Here is a 20873-nt window from a genome sequence, read left to right on the forward strand (position 1 = left end):
ATACCATCCCCCCCTTAACTCCATAACAGAGGTGTTTTCCTGCTATTTATTTACCTTCAACAATTTCCTTAAAGATTTGATATGACCGCTTTTGTTTCTCAGGATTAAAGATATAGGAAACAGCCATTATTTCATCTACATTATACTTCTCTTGGAAATTTGTTAATTGTGCTCTTACTGTCTCTTTGCTTCCCAATAACGCTACACTGGTCATCGAGGAAGCCATTTCTTTCTCAGGTTCGCTCCATAGGTTATCCATGCTATCTACTGGTGGCTGCAATGGAAATTGTGTACCTCGTACTACATTTAGGAAAAATTGTTGCATCGTTGTTGATTCTCTTTTCGCTTCCTCATCTGTTTCAGTTGCAATCACATTTAAACAAACCATCATGTATGGAGAATCAAGATAGTCAGAAGGTTGGAATCGATTTCGATAAATCGAGATGGCTTCCTCCATATGCCTAGGTGCAAAGTGTGAGGCAAACACATACGGCAACCCTAATTGAGCAGCTAAATACGCCGAATCTGTCGATGACCCCAAAATATATAATGGGATTTTAGTACCAACACCTGGATACGCTTTGACATAACCCTGTTTTTCTTCAGGTCCAAAGTATGTAAGCAAGGAATTTACGTCATTAGGAAATGTATAAACTGAATCTTTCTGTGAACGTCTTAACGCACTTGCCGTCATCATATCAGTTCCAGGTGCTCTTCCAAGTCCTAAGTCCAAACGGTTTGGATAGATGGTTGCCATCGTTCCAAATTGTTCGGCAACGACTAATGGAGAATGATTAGGCAGCATAACCCCGCCAGATCCAACACGGATGGTTTTCGTATGCTCCAATGTATGCTTAATTAAAATGGAGGTAGCTGAACTTACAAGTGTAGGAGTATTATGATGTTCTGCAATCCAATAGCGCTTATATCCCATTTCCTCCGTAGCTTTTGCTAAATCAACCATCGCATCAATTGCATCCTTAGGTTCCTGTCCTTGACGAATCGGGGAAAGGTTTAAGACAGAAACCGGTATATTTATATTTGTCATTTCATTGGCTCCCTTTCTAAATCAAAATACATCACTATAGTCAATAACAGGTTTAGAATGAAACTGTATACTTAGGACCACAGTGAATCTTTGGTGGTAATTTTTTGAATACCTGTTTAAATGATGAAGAAATTTCACAAAGATACTGACTTGACATTGGAGAAAAAGTGCTTACTTGATAACATTAATGAATATATAAATGATATATAAATGATATAAGTGACGGGGAAGTGAATCCCTCACTCAAATATTTAAATGCATGCGTACGCATATAATTAATGGTTAAACCCTATCATGGATAAAAAACAATGTCAACGATTTCTTTTAAGCTATTTGAACAAAAAACTACCTAAAAAGCTCAGAATAAACAAAATGGACTAAAAACAAAGCAAATGGTATCATATTTTACATGGATTTTTGTATAACCCAGTACAATACGATAATCAAAGGTTTTCATTTTATAGAAAAGGAGAATCTTATTATGAATAACGAACTTTTGGATAATTGGTTATCCCTTACACATATTCAAATGAAAATAAACAATGAACTCGAAGCAGTATTTCAAGAAAAATATGATTTAACCTTGAAAGAGTTTTATGTGCTTTATTATTTATCTCTAGAATACAATAAAAGATTGAGACTGCAAGATCTACCTGACTTGGTTGGACTAAGTCAAAGTGCTGTTTCTAGGCTTGTGGCTAGACTAGAAGCAAGAAGTTGTCAGACATTACAAAGAAGTGCTTGTGAAGACGATCTTCGTGGAGTTTATACTAGTTTGACTACAAAAGGTGAAGAAGCCGTAAAGGAATGTATCGAAACATTTAATCAAGTTTTTCTCGCTGCTTCTTCTGAAAATAGTAATAAACAAGAATTGCTAAATCTCATAAATAAACTATAGCCATATCAATGATTTTTCAAAGCCCTAAATTCGGATAGGGTCTTTTTTTATTTGACAAAAGGTAGCATAACGCTTAATACTATATGCATGCGCACGCATACAATGGATCTCATAGGGAATTATATGCCGCATAAGAATTATTCAGTCCATATAAGCTAAAACACACTAGGAACTAAACAATCCCATTGCATGTTTCCGATGTGGCAGTATTCTTTTGAAAAGAAAGATGGCTTGCTATGGATTAGCATTACTTTCTCTATATAAATAGAGAGGTTCATTTAATTTAATTCTATATTTATTAAGGAGGAACGGTTTCATCATGAAGCAAACATCTTTTAAAGAAAAGCTGCCACTTGGCAGTTTACTCGCCTTATCAACGATTTCATTCTCTGTCCTTGTCACTGAACTGCTGCCTGCTGGTGTACTTCCTGAAATGAGTGCTGATTTAGGGGCTTCAGAGGCTCAAATCGGAAGTCTGGTTTCCGCTTATGCGATAGCATCCGCAGTGGCTGCCATTCCTGGGGTTTCTCTCACGCGCGGAGTGGGACGTAAAACTTTGCTTCTTTCTTTGTTGGTTGGTTTTGCTGTTGCTAACGCGATTACCGCGATTTCATCTAGCTACTCACTAACCATCGTCGCTCGAATTTTAGCAGGTATATTTGCAAGTGTATTATGGCCTCTTGTAGCTAGCTATGCTACGCGACTTGTATCCCCTCAGAATGCAGGGCGAGCGATGGCAACGGCCCTCACAGGCAGTACCATTGCGTTGTCCATCGGTTTGCCACTTGCTTCAGCAATAGTGGGAATGGTTGGATGGCGGGCTACATTTGGGATACTTACCTTGCTTGCACTCATTCTTTTTGTATGGGTTTCCTTGAAAGTACCGCCTTTCCCGGGGGAAAGTGCTCAAGATCGTGTACCCCTTAGTCAAGTATTTAAGATTCCTGGGATGCCCACGATTCTCATCGTGACGTTTGCCACATTATTAGCTCATTATATACTATACACCTACATCGCCCCATTTACGAAAGCACTTCATTTCGAAGGTGGAACTAGTCTTGCTTTGCTTCTATTTGGGATAGGTACTTTGGTGGGTATAGCATTGACTGGTAAGCTAATTGACAATCATTTACGCAGAACTGCCCTAGGGACTGTACTCCTAACAGCAATTTCTATGCTGGTGATTGGAACGGTGGGCAACTTGGCAATTATAGCTCATTTGTCTGTATTTTTATGGGGAGTGTCATTTGGCGGTGCCCCAACCTTGTTCCAAACAGCAGCTAATAAAGTGGCTGACAAAGCAATAGATGTGGCGACCTCCATTATTGTGACTGTCTACAATCTCGGTATTTTTGGCGGATCGCTGGCCGGTGGTTTTATAATAAGCGCATCAAATGCTTATGCACTTCCATGGACAGTGTTTGTTCTCATTCTTGTATCACTTATTTTCGTATGGAATGGATACCGACATGCTTTTCCAAGAACGAACTCGTAATTGCTCAAACTCATCTAAACAAAGAAAGCATCCTAACCGAATTATATTTAGGTTAGATAAGGTAAACATATGAAAACAAAGGGGAACGCACATTTTAGTCATATCTAATATGTGCGTTCTTTAATTAACTTATTATTTAGCTAAACCAGCTAATAGGATGTCAATATCTTTCTCTAAAATTTTCATTTCCCTTATGATATACTATTTTTGTTCTGACAAATAACCCTCCAAAACCCTTTTGGAAGGATTTTTCTCTGTTTCACAAAATCGTTAATCAGGCTAAATCTAGGAATGCTTCTTTTCTCTTTAATAAAGCGTAAATCCAATGAAGCAACTTATTCATACAGGCAACGATTGACACTTTGGCCGGTTTTCCTTCTGATTTTTTCTTATCATAGAAGGCTTTAAGCTTTTTGTTCCTTGAACTTCTTATGCCACATAGTACGGCAAGATACAGAGAATGACGTAGTCTGCTCGAACCTCTTTTAGTAATACGATTAATGGTTGCCGTAAACTTACCTGATGAGTGAACACTTGGATCTACTCCAGCGAAGGCAACTAGTTTTTTCGGGTGATTAAACCGATCGATTTCACCAATTTCAGAGATAATCGTGGCTGCGATTTTTTCTCCGATACCGGGAATCGATTGGATGATCTTATATTCTTCCAGTTCATTTGCCAGGGCCACTATACGATCTTCCAACTCAGAGAGGTGTCCCTGGTAATGAAAAAGCAACTCAATATACATATGAAGATTGAAAACGTGACTTTGATACACGCTTTTTTGAAGTGGATTTCGAGATGCGGAATCCCTTATTTTTTTTGCTTTTTCCCTTGCCTATTCACCCGATCGGCTAGGACAGAACTCTATAACACTCTCTGCTAGTCTACTTTCCCAGGCTGTTAATACCGCCTCTGAAGTGGGATATTCCTTTAACATCAATAAAGAAACCTTCAAAGAAACCTTCGAATATAGATTTCCAAAAACCTTCCAGTATTTAGGAACCACTTGATCTAAAATGGTGTGAAACTGAAGTTTAGCTTCCACATACATATTCGTTACGATTTCCTGTTGTCTGGACAAATCCCGAAGGTCCAATAGCTGAATTCCTCTAATTTTATGAGGTTCTAAATCCTCTTTGTAATACAGCACACACAACTGGTACGCATCGATAGCGTCCGCTTTTACCTTCCCAAGCTGGACTTCTTTGCCTGATAAGAAATAATCGGATTTAGTAAGATATATAGAATTCCTTGTTCCTCCAAGTATTGAATAACGGGAGAATGGTAGTGCCCTGTAAATTCTAAAATGACCATAGGCATCTGCCCTGTCACCTCTTCAATTTCTTTTAGAAATTCTAAAAAATGCTCTAACTCCTCTTTGATATGCTTCATTGAAAAACTCTTCCCATACGGTTTAGAATGATCTAAAAATGCCTGAACTTGGCTCTCTCCTTTTGCCACATCCAGACCAACAACTGGATTCATTGTTTTTTCCTCCTCTACTTACTAACCAGTACCCCTAGTCCTCCATGTAGTGTCATAGCTTCGCTTGTTATACGGGATCTGCGTCCCAACCAGCCTCAAACATGTTTCTACAAGTAGGGGGCGGACAGTTTAGTTCACGGGATCAAGTCCCACGCACCCGTACGTCCTACCCTGGCTACTGATATAATAGATTCTATTAAAAAAAGGTCAACCAGTAAAAACTGGCTAACCTTATAATACGAACGCACCCGTTAGTTTAAGTACAAACCTTCACAATCTAGCTAACCTGCCCCTTTAGTGCCATAAGAAAAAGAGCTGCCAAAGCAACTCTCTTATCGAAAGCAACTGTTAGTGGGACAAGGAAGGATTAAGTGTATAGTTCTTTTTTTAAAGCCTTAATTCCATCAATTACACTTTTTACATTTTCATCATTATTCAATTTGTTTCTTGCATGGAGCAAAACTGGTCTAACAGATTCTACCGAACGTCCAAAATCGTACATCCATTCATATCGAGGAACCATCCAAGTATGAAAATGGTAGGTAGTATCTTCATTATAAAAGTAATAAACATGTTCAATCCCTAATACTTCCCTTTGAGCTTTTCTAATCTTAGATAGCAAGTTTATGTAATCAACCTTTTCTAAGTCATTTAACTCGTCAAAGCACTTAATATGGCGTTTAGATGCTAAGATTACTAAACCTTTAATGGGATATGCAACGTCTTGGTGAGCATGAAAATATTCAGTTTCGACTATTACACCACCATCCGGCTCTATTTCCCCGCTTGTTAAAGCACAACTTAAACATTCGACTTCAACTGTTTTTCCATTAGACAAAGTAATTTCCCTCATAATTCCCTCCAATCATAAAATTATCTTTCTTAAAAAGATAAAAACAAACAAACCCTTGTTGAGCAATCTATCCTGCCCCTTTAGTTCTTTATAACATTATGTTAAGAATTGAAGCCATTTGTGTTCTGGTTCGTGCAATTGTATAGCATAATAAAGCCATTTTTTCCTCTGATTATTTAGATTGTCTATTGTCGCCATAAAGTCTTGATGGTCTTTTTCTCTTGTGTTTTTTACTTTATATAAAAGTACAATTTCTGGATTTAGATAAGGAATGCCTGTATCAGAATAACTCCAAACTGACTTAAGTGGGTGGGAAATCGTTAAATCCCTTCTGAATTTCCAATCATTTTTCTTTGTTTCATTTAGAAGAACTTCTAATTTATCTCCATTTGAATCATTCACAGCGTGTATTTCGTGAATAGGTAACTCTAAAAATTCATTTTCCCAAGTGTAAAATTTACCTTTAATAACCTTTTTAAAATCCCATTCTTTAAGATATTCCTTCAGATATAATTGGTCTTCTCGAAATAGTGCAATCTCTATATCGTGATGTTGTCTTGTTTCTCTGCCGATAAAAAGATCAATTGCCCAACCACCGGCAAAGAACCACGTTTTATTAAACCCTGACATTAAAGAAGTAATGCTATGACATTGCTCAAATGACATATGAATCCCCCAGACTAAAAAACTTATATCCTTATCTATTCTTTTTCTATTTTGAAAAACCTCTATACTGAATCCTTATGCAACTAACCTCCCTCAATAAACTAAACACAATCTCACGATTGCTCTAGAATTCTTCGAATTTCATAGTCATATCATTAACAGTTATTTATGTAAGCTCGGCATCACTCCTCAAGGGTAGGGATTTATCGAAAAAAGTGTATGCTAAACTAGCCAATTATAGGAAAAAATTGGTTTAATCAATGTTATAATCGCACTTTAGGATATCCACTTGTCTCATGGAGGTCAACCCTCCCATGTCTCACAGAGTCGATGCTCCTACATTCCTTCGTTCAACCTTTCCATGAGGTGGATGTCGGTCATGCTGCCCCACAGGATCTAAGCCCTCACGTTAGTTGCTTTGCCGACTAATCCGTGCTTCACTTTTAAATGAGTGTTAATTAAATGACCGTGTAACCTTAAATTCGATGAACTATGCGACTGTTTGATGCACCATAAATGTTGCCATATGAGGGATATCCATTAACATCTTGTCTTCTTGAAACGTAAATTGTTTTTTACCGATTGAAAACAGAATTCGAATAAGCTTGTTACACAAGGCTATCAGAGATTGCATTTTTTTTAATGGATTCTGAGCACGTGTTGTGTAATATATATGGAGAGCTTTAAAAGCCTTGTTCTTTGCCACCAGTATCATGGCTGCCCGGAATAAGAGAGCCCTCAATTTCTTTCGTCCCCGTTTGGTAATCTTGGTCTGACCTTTGTGCTTTCCGGATGTGTTTTCTTTTAAACTTAAACCTGCTAATTTTACGATTTGGCGAGGATGTTGATAGTCTCTGAGGTCGCCGACCTCTGCGAAAAACCCTGCTACTGTATCTCGACCGATTCCTGACACCTCTAACATCTGAGTAACACCTGGGATATGGTCTAATAACTGATCTAATTGATAATCTAATTCTTCGAATTTCATTTGAATAAAATCATACTTCTCTAGTAAAGCTCTCAACTCTAATTTCGCCATAGCTGCCCCTTGACGAATACCAATCGAACGATTGGCTGCTTCTTTGAGTGCTCGTATCTTCTTTAAGCCTATACTGCGTTTTACCACTTGTCTTAAGGAAAGTAAGAGCTCTTCTTCCGTATAATTTACAAGTTCATGTGGCAAGGCTTCTAGCTTTAGAAAATGAATAGCTGCCTTGCCTTCCCAACTTTTGAACACTGTCAAAAATTCGGGAAAGTAACGATCAAGCCAGTTATGAACTTGTCCCTGAACGACTTGTAAGTCAACGTTGAGAAGATCGCGAAGTTTTTTGGCCACTCGGAGTTCTGCATAAATTCCTTGTGGAATTGTTGGTTCGGCGTATCTTCCGTCTTTGACTAATTGTGCGATGACTTTTGCATCTTTCACGTCATTCTTTGTAGGTGAATTATCGTCTAATTCTTTACTTCGTTTAACATGTAGTGGATTGACAGATACGAACTTAATATTATTCTCTTTTAGAAGATGAGCTAGATTTAACCAGTAGTGACCGGTTGGCTCCATGCCTACAATCACTTGATTTAACTTACACTCTTTAACAAGTTGGTTAATCCAATCTAGAAACGAATGAAATCCTGCATTCGTATTTTCAAAGAAACACGTTTTACCCAGTTCCAATCCTCTAAAATCCTGTGCTCTTGCGACATGATTGTGCTTGGCTATATCTACTCCGACAATTAAGGTTTCAGAAGTAATTTGAGTGATTTTATGATTTTGGTTATAATTCATTGTGAGACCTCCAAATAGATGTTTTGTCCTTTTTTAGCTGGCCAGCTTAGGACACATTCATCTTATCAAGAGGTCTTTTTTCGTTCAAACTTCATTTTCAGTTATTACAGGAATGCTGCCCCGTTAGTTGCATAAGAAAAAGCTGCCTTAAAGACAGATCCGATCTTCAGCAAACGCACTAGTTAGTTAAAGTGAGTGACATCACAAACAGAATATTAATTCATCTTAACAATATTTTATTTTATTAGGCTATGTTAAAAACTTTGGTTGAATGAAAAAACGCAAAAGATTTGGTTAATTTTAAATTTTAATGGTGGTAGTAAATATTCTATTAGCTATTTTTAAATTTGAAAACGTATATTAGCAAAGCAGAATTCGTTTCTGTGATAAGAAAAAAGTGTAACAACTTGTTTATATTTCAAGTTATCAAATCATACAAAATTAATCCTTTTTTGAACTTAATCTTTCTAACTTTTTTTTATTAATGATATAATATTTCCTTCCTTTTTTTTCTAATAATCCTTCTTCATGGAATTGGTTAAGTGTGTATAATAAATGTCGATAGCTTCCCCCCACGTATTCTGCTGTTTCGGTATGCTTCTCTTGAAAGCATCCATCGTTTTCTATTTGAAGAATATATTTGGCCAATCGATTTTTGAATTCATAATCCTGCATATCTGTGTAATGATCCGTTCTTTTAAGTAATTTATCACCTAAATATTTTGATAAATTATGGAGGAAACGATTGTCATTTAACAGATGCTCTTTCGATGAAGCCAATGGAACCGCTAAGCAAGTGCAGTCATTTATAGCCACAACATCTTTTAAATTCTTTTCCACCTCAATCAAGGATAATTCACCAATAAAATCATCTTTCTTTAGAAACTGAATCAGCGCACGTTTTCCATTTTCGTGTACTATATATATTTTTGCCCGCCCATCCAATAATAAAAATAAGTACTGAATATCTTCATCAAAGCGCACTATATATTCATTAGAAGAAAACTTACAAATATAAGCCTGATGTAAAACTGCTTTCGGAAAAGTTTCTTGAATATCATTATATATATCCACAAAATTTTCAGCGTAATCCTTCAAATTGATTTTTTCCATTTTATCACCTCAATATGAGATATCTCCTATTATTATATTGTTCCTTTCGATATATTACTACCAAGAGGTGGATAGGAATGAACAAATACAAACATATTATTTTTGACTTAGATGATACGATACTTGATTTTCAAGATTCAGAAGAAAAGGCTTTAAAACAAATTATTACGCTGTACGAGTTGCCCTATAACAAACAAACAATTGCATGTTATAAGCGCATTAATGATGGATTATGGCATCAATTAGAGGAAGGCTTGATTTCTCGTGAAGAAGTGCTGACAACGCGTTTTTCACTTTTTTTGAAGGAATTTCAAATAGATGAAAACGGAGCAAAAGTTGAAGCTATGTACCGTGAGCATTTAAACCAAGGACATAAGGCCATCACCCATGCACATGAATTATTAAATGCTTTAAGTAAGCAAGATTTTAAATTATATATTGGAACAAACGGTGTAGGAAAGACTCAAAGAAAAAGATTAGGAGGTGCCAAGCTACAAGGATATTTTGAACAACTTTTTATCTCCGAAGAAATTGGTTATGAAAAACCGAATCCCCATTTCTTTTACTATATTTTTGATGCCCTGCATACAAGCAGTAAAGAAGAATTTTTAATGATAGGTGATCGTTTAACATCCGATATTCAAGGAGCTATCAATGCCGGAATTGATTGTGTATGGTTTAACCCTAAGAGAAGCATGCCTAACTCATGTTCACCTAAGAGCACTTATACGATACCAAATTTAATGCAAATAATGGACTTATTAGAGGAATAATCATGAAAAAAGTAATTCAATCGATTCTACTCTATATAGTAAGTGCTATTGGCATTAGTCTTACATTAAAAGCTGATGTTGGTGTCAGCAGTTTTAATGCGATGAATTTATCAATATCTGAATGGACTTCCATCAAAGTTGGCACAATTACATTCATTGCAAATCTCATTTTTCTATTCGGTTATATCTGCCTATGCGAAAAAAAGGATTTTAGAAAATTTACTTTGATGTTCATTTCCAGCTTGTTCTTTGGAATGGTTATTAATTTTTTCCTCTATACTATTTTCGGTACGATTTACGTAGAGAATTATTTAGTAAGAATCGGACTATTTATTTTCGGTGCGATACTAGCCGGTGGAACAACAGGCATTATTTTATCATTAGATATTATTCCTTTTCCTATTGAAAGTTTATGTTTACGAATAGCTGAATTAACAAAACGCCCTTTCTCTCAATACAGATATTGTGTCGATTTATTCTCCATTATTCTATCAATAACAATATCACTACTATACAATTTACCAATCAATATTCGTGAAGGAACGATTATCAGCTTCTTCTTATTGTCCGGCATTATTTCATATACACGATTGAAATTTAAAAACTATCAACAGAAACCACAAACTCAATAAATAGCATAACTAAAAAATAACCTCTTACGGTTGAGAATCCAAAGAGGTTATTTTTATCAAACTTTAATATAAATTATCCGAACTTTATTCTAAATGATCAATCTTTTTTGTAACACTACAGTTACACTAACCTGCCCCGTTAGTTTAAGTACATTCTTTCACAATCTCTATAATTTTTTAACATAAATATCAAAAAACCATCTATGAAAAACTAAAGAGGTAATGTGATTTTAATCAAACTTTTTTACAAATTATCAATCTTTTATATATAAATATAATTATAAAACTTTATTACAGAGCAACACCAGTGAATCAAAATCTACTGAAAAGTGGGCTTCAGCTAGTAAAATACCTGGGATTGGAGAGTATCGAGGGTACTCATTTAATCCTTGGAGGTATATGAATAGGAAAAAAGAAAACAGGTCACTTAGTGGTATTTATCACCATCAAGTGACCTGTTTTTAAACTATATTGGCTGCACCTCATACTCATCAAGCTAATATTTTGAAGTACACCCAAAATGAAAATTTTATATCTCTACAGTTATTTATGAGAATTCAGCTCATTTATTTCGTTTTGGGGAACAAGGGATTTCTTACCTTGATGGCTATGGGGTAGCATCAGGGGGTTAAGCTGTTCTAGGAAGTGGATATCGTTGGTGTAGCAACGATAAATGTGTTAAGACAAGTTGTACGAGACACTAGTAAGCCTTGTTTCACGTAATATTGACTCCATATCAATAGGCTAGACCCTATTGATACAAGGGGTTCTATCTTAACGTTATAAATTGTCAAAATCCTAACGTGACCCCTACATAAAGTTTAGTGAAAATAGATTTAAAATGACCTAAGATACTTGACTGCCGTCTCAGCATATATCTCGGCAGATTCTACTAAGTTCTCCACTGAAACCCGCTCATCGTACCCATGGATAGTGTGTTCCAGCCCAGGACCGTAAAGGACGGTATCAATGCCATGGCGCCGGAAGTGACTGGCATCACTTGAACCAAGCAAAAGTACGCTGAATACGGGTTCCTCCATTCCTAGGACACGCTGGATTCCCAGTTCTATGGCCCTCACAATTGGACGATTCTCTAAGGTCCAGTTCGGGTTAGTACAGGGTACCATTGGCTCTACAACCGCACCTGGCGCTACAGCACTAACAAGATTCCTAGCGACATCAAGTACAAACTCGGGCTTCATACCGAATGGAACCCGGGTATCCACTTTAATGATACACTTGTCTGCGACGACGTTCACATTTGTTCCGCCCTGGATTACACCTGGATTGTAAGAGGGACGATAAAGTAACTGTGACAGTAAGGGATTTCCTAGACTCTGAGATAGGAGCCACTCAGTATTGTACAAAAGTTGACAAGGCTCTGCCGGAGGCGTTGCCTTAAGTTCCCATAGCTTGGTTAGTGCTTCGACCGCGGCTGCCCCTCTTCGTATGGCGGAGATTCCATAAAGCGGTTGTAGGCTGCCATGATCTGTCTGACCTGGTATGATCACCTGCATCCATGCCTTGCCCTTTTCACCGGCATTCGGATGGTGGGGGTCCGACGGTTCACCAATCAGACAAGCATCACCCTTAATCAATCCTTGATCCAGGAGCGAGGCCACCTCAATTCCGCCAGTCTCTTCATCCGGAGAGGCAATAACTCCTAAGCTACCTTTCAAATTAAGAGTAGGGGCGAACTCCTGAAGTAGTCCAGCCACAAAAATCAGTGATGCCAAGCCTCCTTTCATATCGGAGGCTCCCCTACCCAAAAGCATACCTGCTCTGACTTCTCCTGAGAAAGGATCGAAGGTCCAATGTGAACAATCGCCTGCAGGTACGACATCTGTATGTCCACAAAATAGGAGCCGTGGACCAGGTACCCTGGTTAAGTGAGCATCACAGACCACGGTAACCAGCGCATTTTCGCTACGGCGGTGCTCGGTAATCAAGAACCCTTTTGCTGCTAGGTATCGGCTAATATGGCGTCCCATTTCTGCTGACCGCTTCTTAAACTCGGGCGATGGATTTTCAGATGGAATTCGAATAAATGAAGCAGCAAGTTCGACTAATTCCTGTTGCCTTGACCTTATCAGCTGCCGGATTAATCTGGTACTCATATAAATACATCCCCTCCATGTCCGGCATTAGCCGCATTATTTCTATACTATTCTATGTGCTGTTCCTAGATCATATTTCTGGGGATAAAGGTGGGGAAACATTTGATACGTGTTAATTAAAGTCGCGTTCAATGCTATAGTTAAACTTAATAAGCCAAAGATGCATAAAGAAAAAGCTGCCTTAAAGACAGCTCTGATCTTAAGCTAACACACCTGTTAGTTCATTAAGAAAAGCGATTCTTATTAAAGAATCGCGCCCCGTTTGTTGAACAAGGTTTCAATTAATATCCCCTAAATAAACTGGAGACTTTTGATTATTAAAATGATTTATTATATATTTTCTTAATTCTTTGGGATATATCCTATATTGAAGTAAATCATTAATATGTATCCATTCTATCCCTACTTGGCAGCTATCTGGATTGGTAGGTGTTTTATAATTTTTCTCATTTACTAGGCTGCAAACAAAATAATATTCGACTTGGTGAACATTAAAATCGAATGAAGAATGCTCGTGGTTTTTTCCTATATACTCACGAATATGAAGCAGCTCTCCGATTTCTACTTCTTTTCCAACCTCTTCAATACACTCTCTTAATAATGCGTTATGAATGGTTTCACCGTGTTCTTGTCCACCGCCAGGGAAAAGATAAAAATATCCCTCAACATCTTGATTTTTTGTTAATAAAATCTTATCTCCACTAATTATAATAGCTTTTGCTGAGTTTCTAATACTCATATGTACCCCTTCTATATATCCCTACATTTTACTATATAATAACTTAAAGCTTATTTAATTATCAGGCCCAATTGTTGAACAAAAAGATCAAACAGCACTGTTGAACTAACCTGCCTTTAGCTTTACTTCAAAAAGGGAGCTGCCAAAGCAACTCCCTTTTTGAAGTAAAGCACCCGTTAAGGATTAAGATTCTATATTATAAATTTGTTTATTAACATTCACCCTGAAAATTGTAAGGTGACGAGGACTTTAGTAATCTTTCTACTCCATCTCTATGGTAAGGCATTAAGTTATTAGCAGTATTTATGTCCACCCATTTAATCTCAGCAATTTCATTCTTGTCTTTAATTGTAATTTCTCCGTCAATAACTTTTGTTCCAAATGTAATCATTAAACCGTGATGTCCTTGATTTGAAAAAAATGCCTCATTAACCGCAATAATACTTCCTACTTCAATTACTAAACCTGTTTCTTCTCTTGTTTCCCGAATAACAGCTTGTTCTAAGGTTTCTCCTATTTCAACTGCCCCACCTGGCAGTGACCAAGTTGAATGCTGATTATTAACCATTAATACTTTTTCTGTTATTTCGTCATAAATTAACGCATATACAACATCTACTCTCTTCACACCATACCACCTCTTAATTTTCTTTGAACACTTTGCTTCAATACACTGCTTTATTGAACAAACCTGCCCCTTTAGTTGCATAAGAAAAAGCTGCCATAAAGACAGCTCCGATCTTCAGCCTATTAGTTCTATAAGAAAAGCGAACCTTATTCAAGAATCGCGCTCGATTACTGAAGAGCGAATATAGAACCTTGGTATCAAATGGCCTTGTCATTTATTTATGATACGGTTCTCCGCACCTATTCAAGCAGTGATTTTTTAAAAACTGTCAGCCTTTTAAATTTACACTTCTATTTTAAATCGACGCTGCCGAGGAAGCAGCTGCTTGATCAGCCTTCACACAATCAATTGCAACAACGAGTGCAATAATAATGGTTTCCATCTCTTCATCTATTATTTGAACCTTGTAGCTATCGCCCCAAGTGAACCACTCCTTGCCCACTTTACCTACGGTTTTACCATGCTGTAAAACTTGAAAATCCATATCCCACCAATTACCATGTACTTCAATGCCTGCGCATCAATTGTATATCGTGCTTTAAAGAAGGAAAATTCCTTCTTTATTGTTAATACCTCTCGACCATTCACCTCAACCAAAAACTTTGGTAAAAAAATTAAGCACGAGGCGCTGGCCGATAAAAAGAAGAGAGCATCTGTAAACTACACAGCTGCCCTCCTGATTTTCTCCAAGATCCATTATTAATCTCGTAATTCTGTACAATGAAATATTTAATCTACCGGACGGTCATCAAAATCATAGTCTACCGGGCCAGGAGCTACACGTGCATTTGTTAATGCCGGAGTTTCCGGACGGGCAATTTGATACACACTGGCACCGACAATTTCAGCTGCTTGCTGCAATTTTTCTTTCGATATCTTATCCAGTGTATCTGTAGGCTGGTGATACCAAGGCTCTACAGGGGAATGGATAAACAAGGCGGATGGAATGCCAAGCTCATGGAATGGTTGGTGGTCACTCCTGCCCAGCTGTCCATAAGGAATCGCAACATCCATCGTTCTGGCCCCTGCTGAGGAACCCAGGTCCGTCACAAGGTTTTTCATTCCATCAATGGTATACATAATCAAACCACCTGCAGGATTATCCTCGCCAGCATCACGTCCGCCTATCATATCCATTTGGAAGTGAGCCACCATGCGGTCTACATCCTCTTTGGGAAGGGAATCTGCATAGAAGGATGATCCAACGAGCCCTCTTTCCTCAGATCCGAACGTGAGGAAGCGAATTTCAGTGTCAATTGGCGTTTTGGCCAGGATCCTTGCCAGTTCCAGGACAGCTGATACACCCGAAGCATCATCGTTTGCACCAGGGCCGCCCGGGACAGAGTCATGATGGGCTCCAACAGTCACGATTTGACCATTATCCTTATTGGCTTTTGGTTTTAGGGAAGCGATGACATTGTAGGATGTCTTTTCGATTCTTTCAGCTTTTCCCACTTCCAGAGTGGACGTGATTTGTTTAGTTTTAAGCTGTTCGACCAACTCTAACCCTTGGGCTTGGGTAATGGCTACAGCAGGTATATTTTGCCCCGCTGATACTTGTCCGAAATTATTTCCTGATGGTGAGTTGTTGTACATTAAAACGCCAACCGCTCCTTTATTTAGGACATTCTGAACCTTTTCAACAAAGGTAATGTCCCCACGTTCAACTAGTGCAATTTTCCCAGATACATTTTCTCCAACTTCCTCTGGCTTTGCTTTTCCAACATTAACAAGTTCGGCCGTTACCTTCCCGCTGATACTGCCGCTAATGGCACGCGGTGTTCCCCCTAAATCACTGTCACCAATTTTCACTTTTACATTTTGCACCGTATCATAGATGGGAAAAGGCTGAATCTTTGTTTCAAAACCAAGACTCTTAAACTGACTTTCTATGTATTTGACTGCACGGAGCTCCCCTTCTGTACCAGCAGCCCTCGGTTGCTCTGATAGATAGGCAATCGTATTATACATTTTGTCCGCACTAATTTTTTTGATAACTTTGTTATCAAAAGCTGTGTCAGACTGGGCATTTGTTGCCCCGTTTGTTTGTGCAAATACTGTACCAGTTGATAGAACCATACCCGCAGCTAATAGTACTGTTAGTGATTTTCTATACATATATTCCCTCCTTATTCATAATATTCCTAATTATGTATTTAACTGAATAGTTTGTAAATGAGTCATTAGTCTTTAAATTCCAACTATCAATCGGTGTCTGACACCCGCTCTCTTTGAATCGAACGATTTTTCTCTTTCCCATTAAAATTCTATATTAATTCATATTTAATCATATCATTTAAAACTTTTCGTTGTCTGAAGAGATTGAAGTTCATCTTAAACTAAACCGCCCCGTTAGTTCCATAAGGGGTCTTACCACATGCCCATCAAGTTAAAATTTCTTTATAACCCAAAACGAAAAAAGCTATCTTCAGCAGCATTTACAGAAAGAATAGCTTATTTTTTCGTTTTGGGTATAATCCTTTTTCTTAGCTTGATGGCGATAGGCGGTACCCAAATAAACAGACAAATTTATCTGAAAACTTCTTCGATTTTTGGTTTAAAATAGGAATAATGTAAGATAAATCTATTTTTCTTGTATGATAAAGTAGAATAGTAGGAAAATGAATCGAAGGATGTGGTATTATTTTATGTTAAATGTAAAAAAAATGTCGTTTGTTGTTTTTATTTGTTTCATGTTTTTTATACCAAATTCAATCTTTGCTCAAGAAATTTTACACAATGGAAGTCAAGGACAAGCAGTTTATGACTTACAAGAAAATTTAAAGAAAATGGGTTACTTTAACAGTCAACCAACAGGGTATTATGGTTCAATTACTGATCATGCAGTGAAACAACTTCAACTAGATTCTGGACTATTACCAGATGGAGTTTTTGGATTCCAAACACAACAAAAATTAAATAGTATTGAAATGATGGCCAGGGTTGTTCATGGAGAAGCTCGAGGAGAAACTTATAAAGGAAAAGTAGCTGTCGCTGCAGTAATTTTGAACCGAATGTCAACGCCAGGTTTTCCTAAAAATACTTACGATGTTATTTTCCAGACAAATGCTTTTACAGCTGTACATGATGGGCAATATTATTTGACCCCAAATAGCTATTCTTATCGAGCTGTTATTGATGCATTACAAGGTTGGGATCCTACTCATGGTTCTGTTTATTATTATAATCCGTTCTCGGCAACAGATGAATGGATTTTCACTAGGGAAACAGTCATTAGAATAGGCAACCACTTATTTGCAAAGTAAAACTAATATCATACATATTGAGGAATGATATTTTTATAGTTTCGAATTATAAATATCCCATTAACTATGTAGTGGGGTATAGTCGAAAGGTCGGGCAGTAGTTGCCCGACCTTTTTGGCGGTACCCCCATTAAAAAAAGCTGCCTTAAAGACAGCTCCTATCTTCAGCTAACGCACCCGTTAGTTGAAGATAGGAGCTGACAAAACAAACCGTGAAACAAAAAAAGCCTCTATTAATTAGAGGTTTTTTTAGAACTATCTTGCATAACTTTATCAATAGCTGAGATAGCAGATTCTATATCGTCACAGGTTTCGATAATTTTTGTATCCAAATGTGTTAATTCATAACAATTATTGTCATAGCATACAGACATTAACGGTATACCATTTTTGTTTTTGAAAGTTAATGTTATTTCACAGTTATTATACTGGTTTAAGGTTTCTAACATTGTTTTAATGTGGTCTAAGGACATATCGTCTTAGTCTCCCTTCTATTACAGAGGGAAGATGACTAAGAGAAGTCTGGAGGTGCCCCATATAATTCTAATTTTAACTCTAATTAACTATAACATACTAATGATTAAAAGTATTGTTATTCGATGTAGCTATACAGTACGAATACATCACAATTGTAACAAACCTGCCCTTTAAGTGCATTAAGAAATCCTGTATGGAAACAAATAAAACAATTAAAGAGCTAACAATGCTCATATATCCACAAAGCCTTTTCTGTCTTTTTGAAGTTCTGCTAAATCTATTACCAATATAAGTGTCCCTAAGAAAAACATACAATACGGCATTAAATCGGTTTTAGATTCAGTTATTAGTCTATAACTTGATAGAACAATAACAACTATTGCTAAGATAATTCTAACCATATAATCCCCCAATTATTTTTTTCATTAAAACACCCTTTATTTAATTGTAACATAATGGATAATTCAATTTGCCTCATAATTCGAATAAACTACGCTACTTAAACTACCCTTTCCCCTTTAGTTGCATAACAAAAAGGTTGCTTCAGCAACCTCCCTTATTGAAGTAAAGCACCCGTTAGTTTAAGTACAAAACTTCGCATACTTTTTGCAGTTAAATTACCCTTTGCTTATAAACAATATTAAGTACTTTTCCCTTGGTTCAAAAGAAAAAGCTCTAGGAACCGCCTTCAACTATCTTTGCAAAGTCATCAAGAGTAGTTGAATACTTGATATAAATTCGTGGTAAAAGATAAAGTTCGTCTTTAATGCCCTTCTCAGAAAATAGTTCAGGAGTTGTCGTAAGTCCAAACAAATAATATTTCTTCGTTTCTTCTACGACCTTGCCATTGAAATTTCCGTATGGATACGCAAGAGCATTTACTGGTTTGCCTGTTATTTTTTGAATTTTATCTTTGGACCCTTTCAGTTCATATTCATAATTTTTTATTTCCGTCAAATCAGGATGTGTAGCAGTATGAGACTGGATTGAGATTATACCCGAATCAGCCATCATTTTTAAATCCGATTTCGATAATCGGTTTGAACGACCGATAAAGTCAGAAATAACAAAAATGGTACCACTTGGTTTAAAACGTTCGTTTTCAAGTTTTTGAAAGATAGCAAATGCATTCAGATTGTTTTTGTATCCGTCATCAAAAGTAATGAAAATGGGTTTATTTTCTTTATCAATATCTTGCCAACGATCAAAAGTTAATAATGTGTAGCCATGGTCTTTTAAATAAATCATTTGTTTCTGGAAATTATCAGGAGTTACATATAGCTCCTTAGAACCCTGCCCAGTAAACTCGTCAATCGAATGATAAATTAAAATAGGTACTTTTCGTTGAGCAAAAACTTGTGATGGAAGAATTAAGATAAGAAGACATAGGAAAAACATTACAACCTTTTTCATAAAATTCCTCGCTTTGCATCCTTTTTATATCTTTACAATTTATTGTGCCTCAAAAGCATAATTCTATTATGATTTCTCCCATATTTGATTCTATCTCCCATTGATCATCAATGGTGACTTTCCTTGAAATAAGCTACTTTAATTGTTTATTCATTCCCCACTGGAAGTACAACAGTAAATGGTTTTAATTCCTTAGCTGGGACCAAGCTTGAAAAATCAAATAGCAACATTGTATTTTCCAGCTTAAAATTCTCATTCCTTTCTTCTCCGTTTAAGTCAAAAGTAGATTGGTAGTGTACTGTTGCCTTATCAATCATTTTTACTTTATTAAAGGGAATACCGTGGTTTTTAGGAGGCCATGGATTTTCCGGGTCGATCTTAGTTAAATATTCCTTATCAACCAACCAGAAAAGGTATTTCAAATTTTGGTTAATTATTTCAAGTTTACCTTTACTCAAATTTTTCGGAAGCCCTGTAAGTTGATAATCTATTACCAATTTCCCACCTTTTTGAGTAACATCATTTGCCTGCAGGCCTAAATTGAACCGTGTGCTTTTTAAGGTGAAAGATTTAATATTTTTTCTTGTTGAATTGGAATATCAAAATTCCATTCACCTTTTATCCCGTTGATATTATGAATCGTTATGGGAAGAGTAGAATTCTCCTTAAATGATTTATAAGGATATACCATTTTCCATTGAAAGTTATATCCATTTTCCACTTTCTTAATGTCATTTGACTTTCCATTTAGCCAAGGGGTCATGATCTCCTTTATTGTGTTCAAAGTTTACATCAAAGCTTACTTCTCCTTTTTCGTTATACACCTCTTCAACATCTTCATCTACAAATCCTGTAATTGATACTACATTGCCATCAAAGTAAGCGCTGGTCAGTTTTACAGTTACCCCATTTTTAAATTCTCTCTCAGCTGTTGAATTGCATCAATCAGCAATAATGATTCTTCAATGTTTGGATTTACCTGACCCGGCAGGTTTGACAATATCTCATCACTCAAAGGAACAACATTGCTTTTTCTCTTTAGGACATGCCCCGAACATCGTATGACAATCCTGGTGAGCCAGGTCATAAAATACTCCGGATTTTTTAACGAATGGATAGATGTAAAGGCCTGATAAGTTGCTTCTTGGACAACATCCAACGCATCTTCTTCGTTATGTACATAAAGATAGGCAGTACGGTAGATTCTTTCATAATGTTGTTGAACTAACTTTTCAAAGGCGCTTTTATTACCTTTGATTGCTTTTTTAACTAGCCGGTGGCTTTCTATTTCCATCTTATTTGACCCCCTTTACTAATAATTAGTGGAATCTATACTCAAAAAAGTTTCAAAAAGTTAAAGTATTTTAAGAAAAAGCATAACATGCAAATAAAAACCTAAGTTAAAAAAAATAAACAGAAACCGCTTTGCGATTTCTGCTTTTTTAAACTGTTGCTTTTTTTTGATAGCTTTTGAATTTGTTG

General features: G+C 36.7%; 18 protein-coding genes and 2 pseudogenes. 5 read left to right on the forward strand and 15 right to left on the reverse strand.

Annotated elements, in window-relative coordinates; genetic code table 11:
- Window positions 1-46: 46 nt before the first annotated feature.
- Entirely contained in the window at window positions 47-1048 is a 1002-nt protein-coding gene (locus OSJ91_RS16465) for an LLM class flavin-dependent oxidoreductase (RefSeq protein WP_485890072.1), read from the reverse strand.
- A gap of 481 nt (window positions 1049-1529) precedes the next feature.
- Here OSJ91_RS16465 and OSJ91_RS16470 point away from each other — a divergent pair, with 481 nt between their 5' ends.
- Both OSJ91_RS16470 and OSJ91_RS16475 read left to right on the forward strand, forming a co-directional pair.
- On the forward strand, window positions 1530-1946 hold the full coding sequence (locus OSJ91_RS16470; RefSeq protein WP_485890073.1) for a MarR family winged helix-turn-helix transcriptional regulator: 417 nt from the start codon (window positions 1530-1532) through the stop codon (window positions 1944-1946).
- 319 nt (window positions 1947-2265) lie between these two features.
- Entirely contained in the window at window positions 2266-3441 is a 1176-nt protein-coding gene (locus OSJ91_RS16475; protein WP_485890074.1) for an MFS transporter, read from the forward strand.
- Window positions 3442-3715: 274 nt separating this feature from the next.
- Here the strand turns inward: OSJ91_RS16475 and OSJ91_RS16480 are convergent.
- The 5 genes and pseudogenes from OSJ91_RS16480 to yeiL form a co-directional block, all read right to left on the reverse strand.
- A pseudogene (locus tag OSJ91_RS16480) lies at window positions 3716-4929 on the reverse strand (IS110 family RNA-guided transposase).
- A gap of 367 nt (window positions 4930-5296) precedes the next feature.
- The gene (locus OSJ91_RS16485) at window positions 5297-5782 is read right to left on the reverse strand and encodes an HIT family protein (RefSeq protein WP_413018500.1); all 486 of its coding nucleotides are present in this window, start codon (window positions 5780-5782) and stop codon (window positions 5297-5299) included.
- A gap of 96 nt (window positions 5783-5878) precedes the next feature.
- Window positions 5879-6448 carry a nucleotidyltransferase domain-containing protein gene (locus OSJ91_RS16490; RefSeq protein WP_413018502.1) on the reverse strand — a complete coding sequence of 190 codons (570 nt, stop codon included), beginning with the start codon at window positions 6446-6448 and terminating at the stop codon, window positions 5879-5881.
- Window positions 6449-6938: 490 nt separating this feature from the next.
- Entirely contained in the window at window positions 6939-8234 is a 1296-nt protein-coding gene (locus OSJ91_RS16495) for an IS110 family RNA-guided transposase (RefSeq protein ID WP_485890017.1), read from the reverse strand.
- A gap of 441 nt (window positions 8235-8675) precedes the next feature.
- A complete protein-coding gene (gene yeiL / locus OSJ91_RS16500; RefSeq protein WP_485890075.1) occupies window positions 8676-9347 on the reverse strand; it encodes a transcriptional regulator YeiL in 672 nt (223 codons plus the stop codon).
- Between the two features lie 77 nt (window positions 9348-9424).
- On the opposite strand from yeiL, the gene OSJ91_RS16505 reads away from it, so the two are divergent.
- Together OSJ91_RS16505 and OSJ91_RS16510 are read left to right on the forward strand one after the other, a co-directional pair.
- A complete protein-coding gene (locus OSJ91_RS16505; protein WP_485890076.1) occupies window positions 9425-10120 on the forward strand; it encodes a YjjG family noncanonical pyrimidine nucleotidase in 696 nt (231 codons plus the stop codon).
- A 2-nt stretch (window positions 10121-10122) separates the two neighbouring features.
- Window positions 10123-10752 carry a YczE/YyaS/YitT family protein gene (locus tag OSJ91_RS16510; RefSeq protein WP_095679950.1) on the forward strand — a complete coding sequence of 210 codons (630 nt, stop codon included), beginning with the start codon at window positions 10123-10125 and terminating at the stop codon, window positions 10750-10752.
- 836 nt (window positions 10753-11588) lie between these two features.
- On the opposite strand, the gene OSJ91_RS16515 is transcribed toward OSJ91_RS16510, so the two are convergent.
- The 5 genes and pseudogenes from OSJ91_RS16515 to OSJ91_RS16535 form a co-directional block, all read right to left on the reverse strand.
- Window positions 11589-12869 (reverse strand): M20 family metallopeptidase, encoded by a 1281-nt coding sequence (locus OSJ91_RS16515; protein ID WP_413018506.1) that lies wholly within the window; start codon window positions 12867-12869, stop codon window positions 11589-11591.
- A 277-nt stretch (window positions 12870-13146) separates the two neighbouring features.
- Complete coding sequence (locus OSJ91_RS16520; protein WP_485890077.1) at window positions 13147-13608, reverse strand: NUDIX domain-containing protein; 462 nt, start codon at window positions 13606-13608, stop codon at window positions 13147-13149.
- Window positions 13609-13819: 211 nt separating this feature from the next.
- On the reverse strand, window positions 13820-14236 hold the full coding sequence (locus OSJ91_RS16525) for an NUDIX hydrolase (RefSeq protein ID WP_485890078.1): 417 nt from the start codon (window positions 14234-14236) through the stop codon (window positions 13820-13822).
- A gap of 295 nt (window positions 14237-14531) precedes the next feature.
- A pseudogene (locus OSJ91_RS16530) lies at window positions 14532-14848 on the reverse strand (LURP-one-related/scramblase family protein); the annotation flags it as partial.
- A gap of 117 nt (window positions 14849-14965) precedes the next feature.
- Window positions 14966-16354 (reverse strand): M28 family peptidase, encoded by a 1389-nt coding sequence (locus tag OSJ91_RS16535; RefSeq protein ID WP_350299197.1) that lies wholly within the window; start codon window positions 16352-16354, stop codon window positions 14966-14968.
- A gap of 530 nt (window positions 16355-16884) precedes the next feature.
- Here OSJ91_RS16535 and OSJ91_RS16540 point away from each other — a divergent pair.
- Window positions 16885-17502 carry a cell wall hydrolase gene (locus OSJ91_RS16540; RefSeq protein WP_350299198.1) on the forward strand — a complete coding sequence of 206 codons (618 nt, stop codon included), beginning with the start codon at window positions 16885-16887 and terminating at the stop codon, window positions 17500-17502.
- A 706-nt stretch (window positions 17503-18208) separates the two neighbouring features.
- On the opposite strand, the gene OSJ91_RS16545 is transcribed toward OSJ91_RS16540, so the two are convergent.
- The 4 genes from OSJ91_RS16545 to OSJ91_RS16560 form a co-directional block, all read right to left on the reverse strand.
- Window positions 18209-18379 carry a hypothetical protein gene (locus tag OSJ91_RS16545; protein WP_485890079.1) on the reverse strand — a complete coding sequence of 57 codons (171 nt, stop codon included), beginning with the start codon at window positions 18377-18379 and terminating at the stop codon, window positions 18209-18211.
- A gap of 274 nt (window positions 18380-18653) precedes the next feature.
- On the reverse strand, window positions 18654-19391 hold the full coding sequence (locus tag OSJ91_RS16550; RefSeq protein ID WP_350299200.1) for a polysaccharide deacetylase family protein: 738 nt from the start codon (window positions 19389-19391) through the stop codon (window positions 18654-18656).
- Window positions 19392-19537: 146 nt separating this feature from the next.
- Window positions 19538-19888, reverse strand: a complete 351-nt coding sequence (locus OSJ91_RS16555) for a hypothetical protein (protein WP_350299201.1) — start codon at window positions 19886-19888, stop codon at window positions 19538-19540.
- Window positions 19889-20292: 404 nt separating this feature from the next.
- Complete coding sequence (locus tag OSJ91_RS16560; RefSeq protein WP_350299202.1) at window positions 20293-20685, reverse strand: sigma-70 family RNA polymerase sigma factor; 393 nt, start codon at window positions 20683-20685, stop codon at window positions 20293-20295.
- Window positions 20686-20873 lie beyond the last annotated feature (188 nt).

This window comes from Bacillus sp. T-10(2022) (assembly GCF_056502895.1).

Coding starts and splice junctions, on each gene's coding strand:
- OSJ91_RS16465 (WP_485890072.1), bottom strand. CDS start 1,048: ATGACAAATATAAATATACCGGTTTCTGTCTTAAACCTTTCCCCGATT.
- OSJ91_RS16470 (WP_485890073.1), top strand. CDS start 1,530: ATGAATAACGAACTTTTGGATAATTGGTTATCCCTTACACATATTCAA.
- OSJ91_RS16475 (WP_485890074.1), top strand. CDS start 2,266: ATGAAGCAAACATCTTTTAAAGAAAAGCTGCCACTTGGCAGTTTACTC.
- OSJ91_RS16485 (WP_413018500.1), bottom strand. CDS start 5,782: ATGAGGGAAATTACTTTGTCTAATGGAAAAACAGTTGAAGTCGAATGT.
- OSJ91_RS16490 (WP_413018502.1), bottom strand. CDS start 6,448: ATGTCATTTGAGCAATGTCATAGCATTACTTCTTTAATGTCAGGGTTT.
- OSJ91_RS16495 (WP_485890017.1), bottom strand. CDS start 8,234: ATGAATTATAACCAAAATCATAAAATCACTCAAATTACTTCTGAAACC.
- yeiL (WP_485890075.1), bottom strand. CDS start 9,347: ATGGAAAAAATCAATTTGAAGGATTACGCTGAAAATTTTGTGGATATA.
- OSJ91_RS16505 (WP_485890076.1), top strand. CDS start 9,425: ATGAACAAATACAAACATATTATTTTTGACTTAGATGATACGATACTT.
- OSJ91_RS16510 (WP_095679950.1), top strand. CDS start 10,123: ATGAAAAAAGTAATTCAATCGATTCTACTCTATATAGTAAGTGCTATT.
- OSJ91_RS16515 (WP_413018506.1), bottom strand. CDS start 12,869: ATGAGTACCAGATTAATCCGGCAGCTGATAAGGTCAAGGCAACAGGAA.
- OSJ91_RS16520 (WP_485890077.1), bottom strand. CDS start 13,608: ATGAGTATTAGAAACTCAGCAAAAGCTATTATAATTAGTGGAGATAAG.
- OSJ91_RS16535 (WP_350299197.1), bottom strand. CDS start 16,354: ATGTATAGAAAATCACTAACAGTACTATTAGCTGCGGGTATGGTTCTA.
- OSJ91_RS16540 (WP_350299198.1), top strand. CDS start 16,885: ATGTTAAATGTAAAAAAAATGTCGTTTGTTGTTTTTATTTGTTTCATG.
- OSJ91_RS16545 (WP_485890079.1), bottom strand. CDS start 18,379: ATGGTTAGAATTATCTTAGCAATAGTTGTTATTGTTCTATCAAGTTAT.
- OSJ91_RS16550 (WP_350299200.1), bottom strand. CDS start 19,391: ATGAAAAAGGTTGTAATGTTTTTCCTATGTCTTCTTATCTTAATTCTT.
- OSJ91_RS16560 (WP_350299202.1), bottom strand. CDS start 20,685: ATGGAAATAGAAAGCCACCGGCTAGTTAAAAAAGCAATCAAAGGTAAT.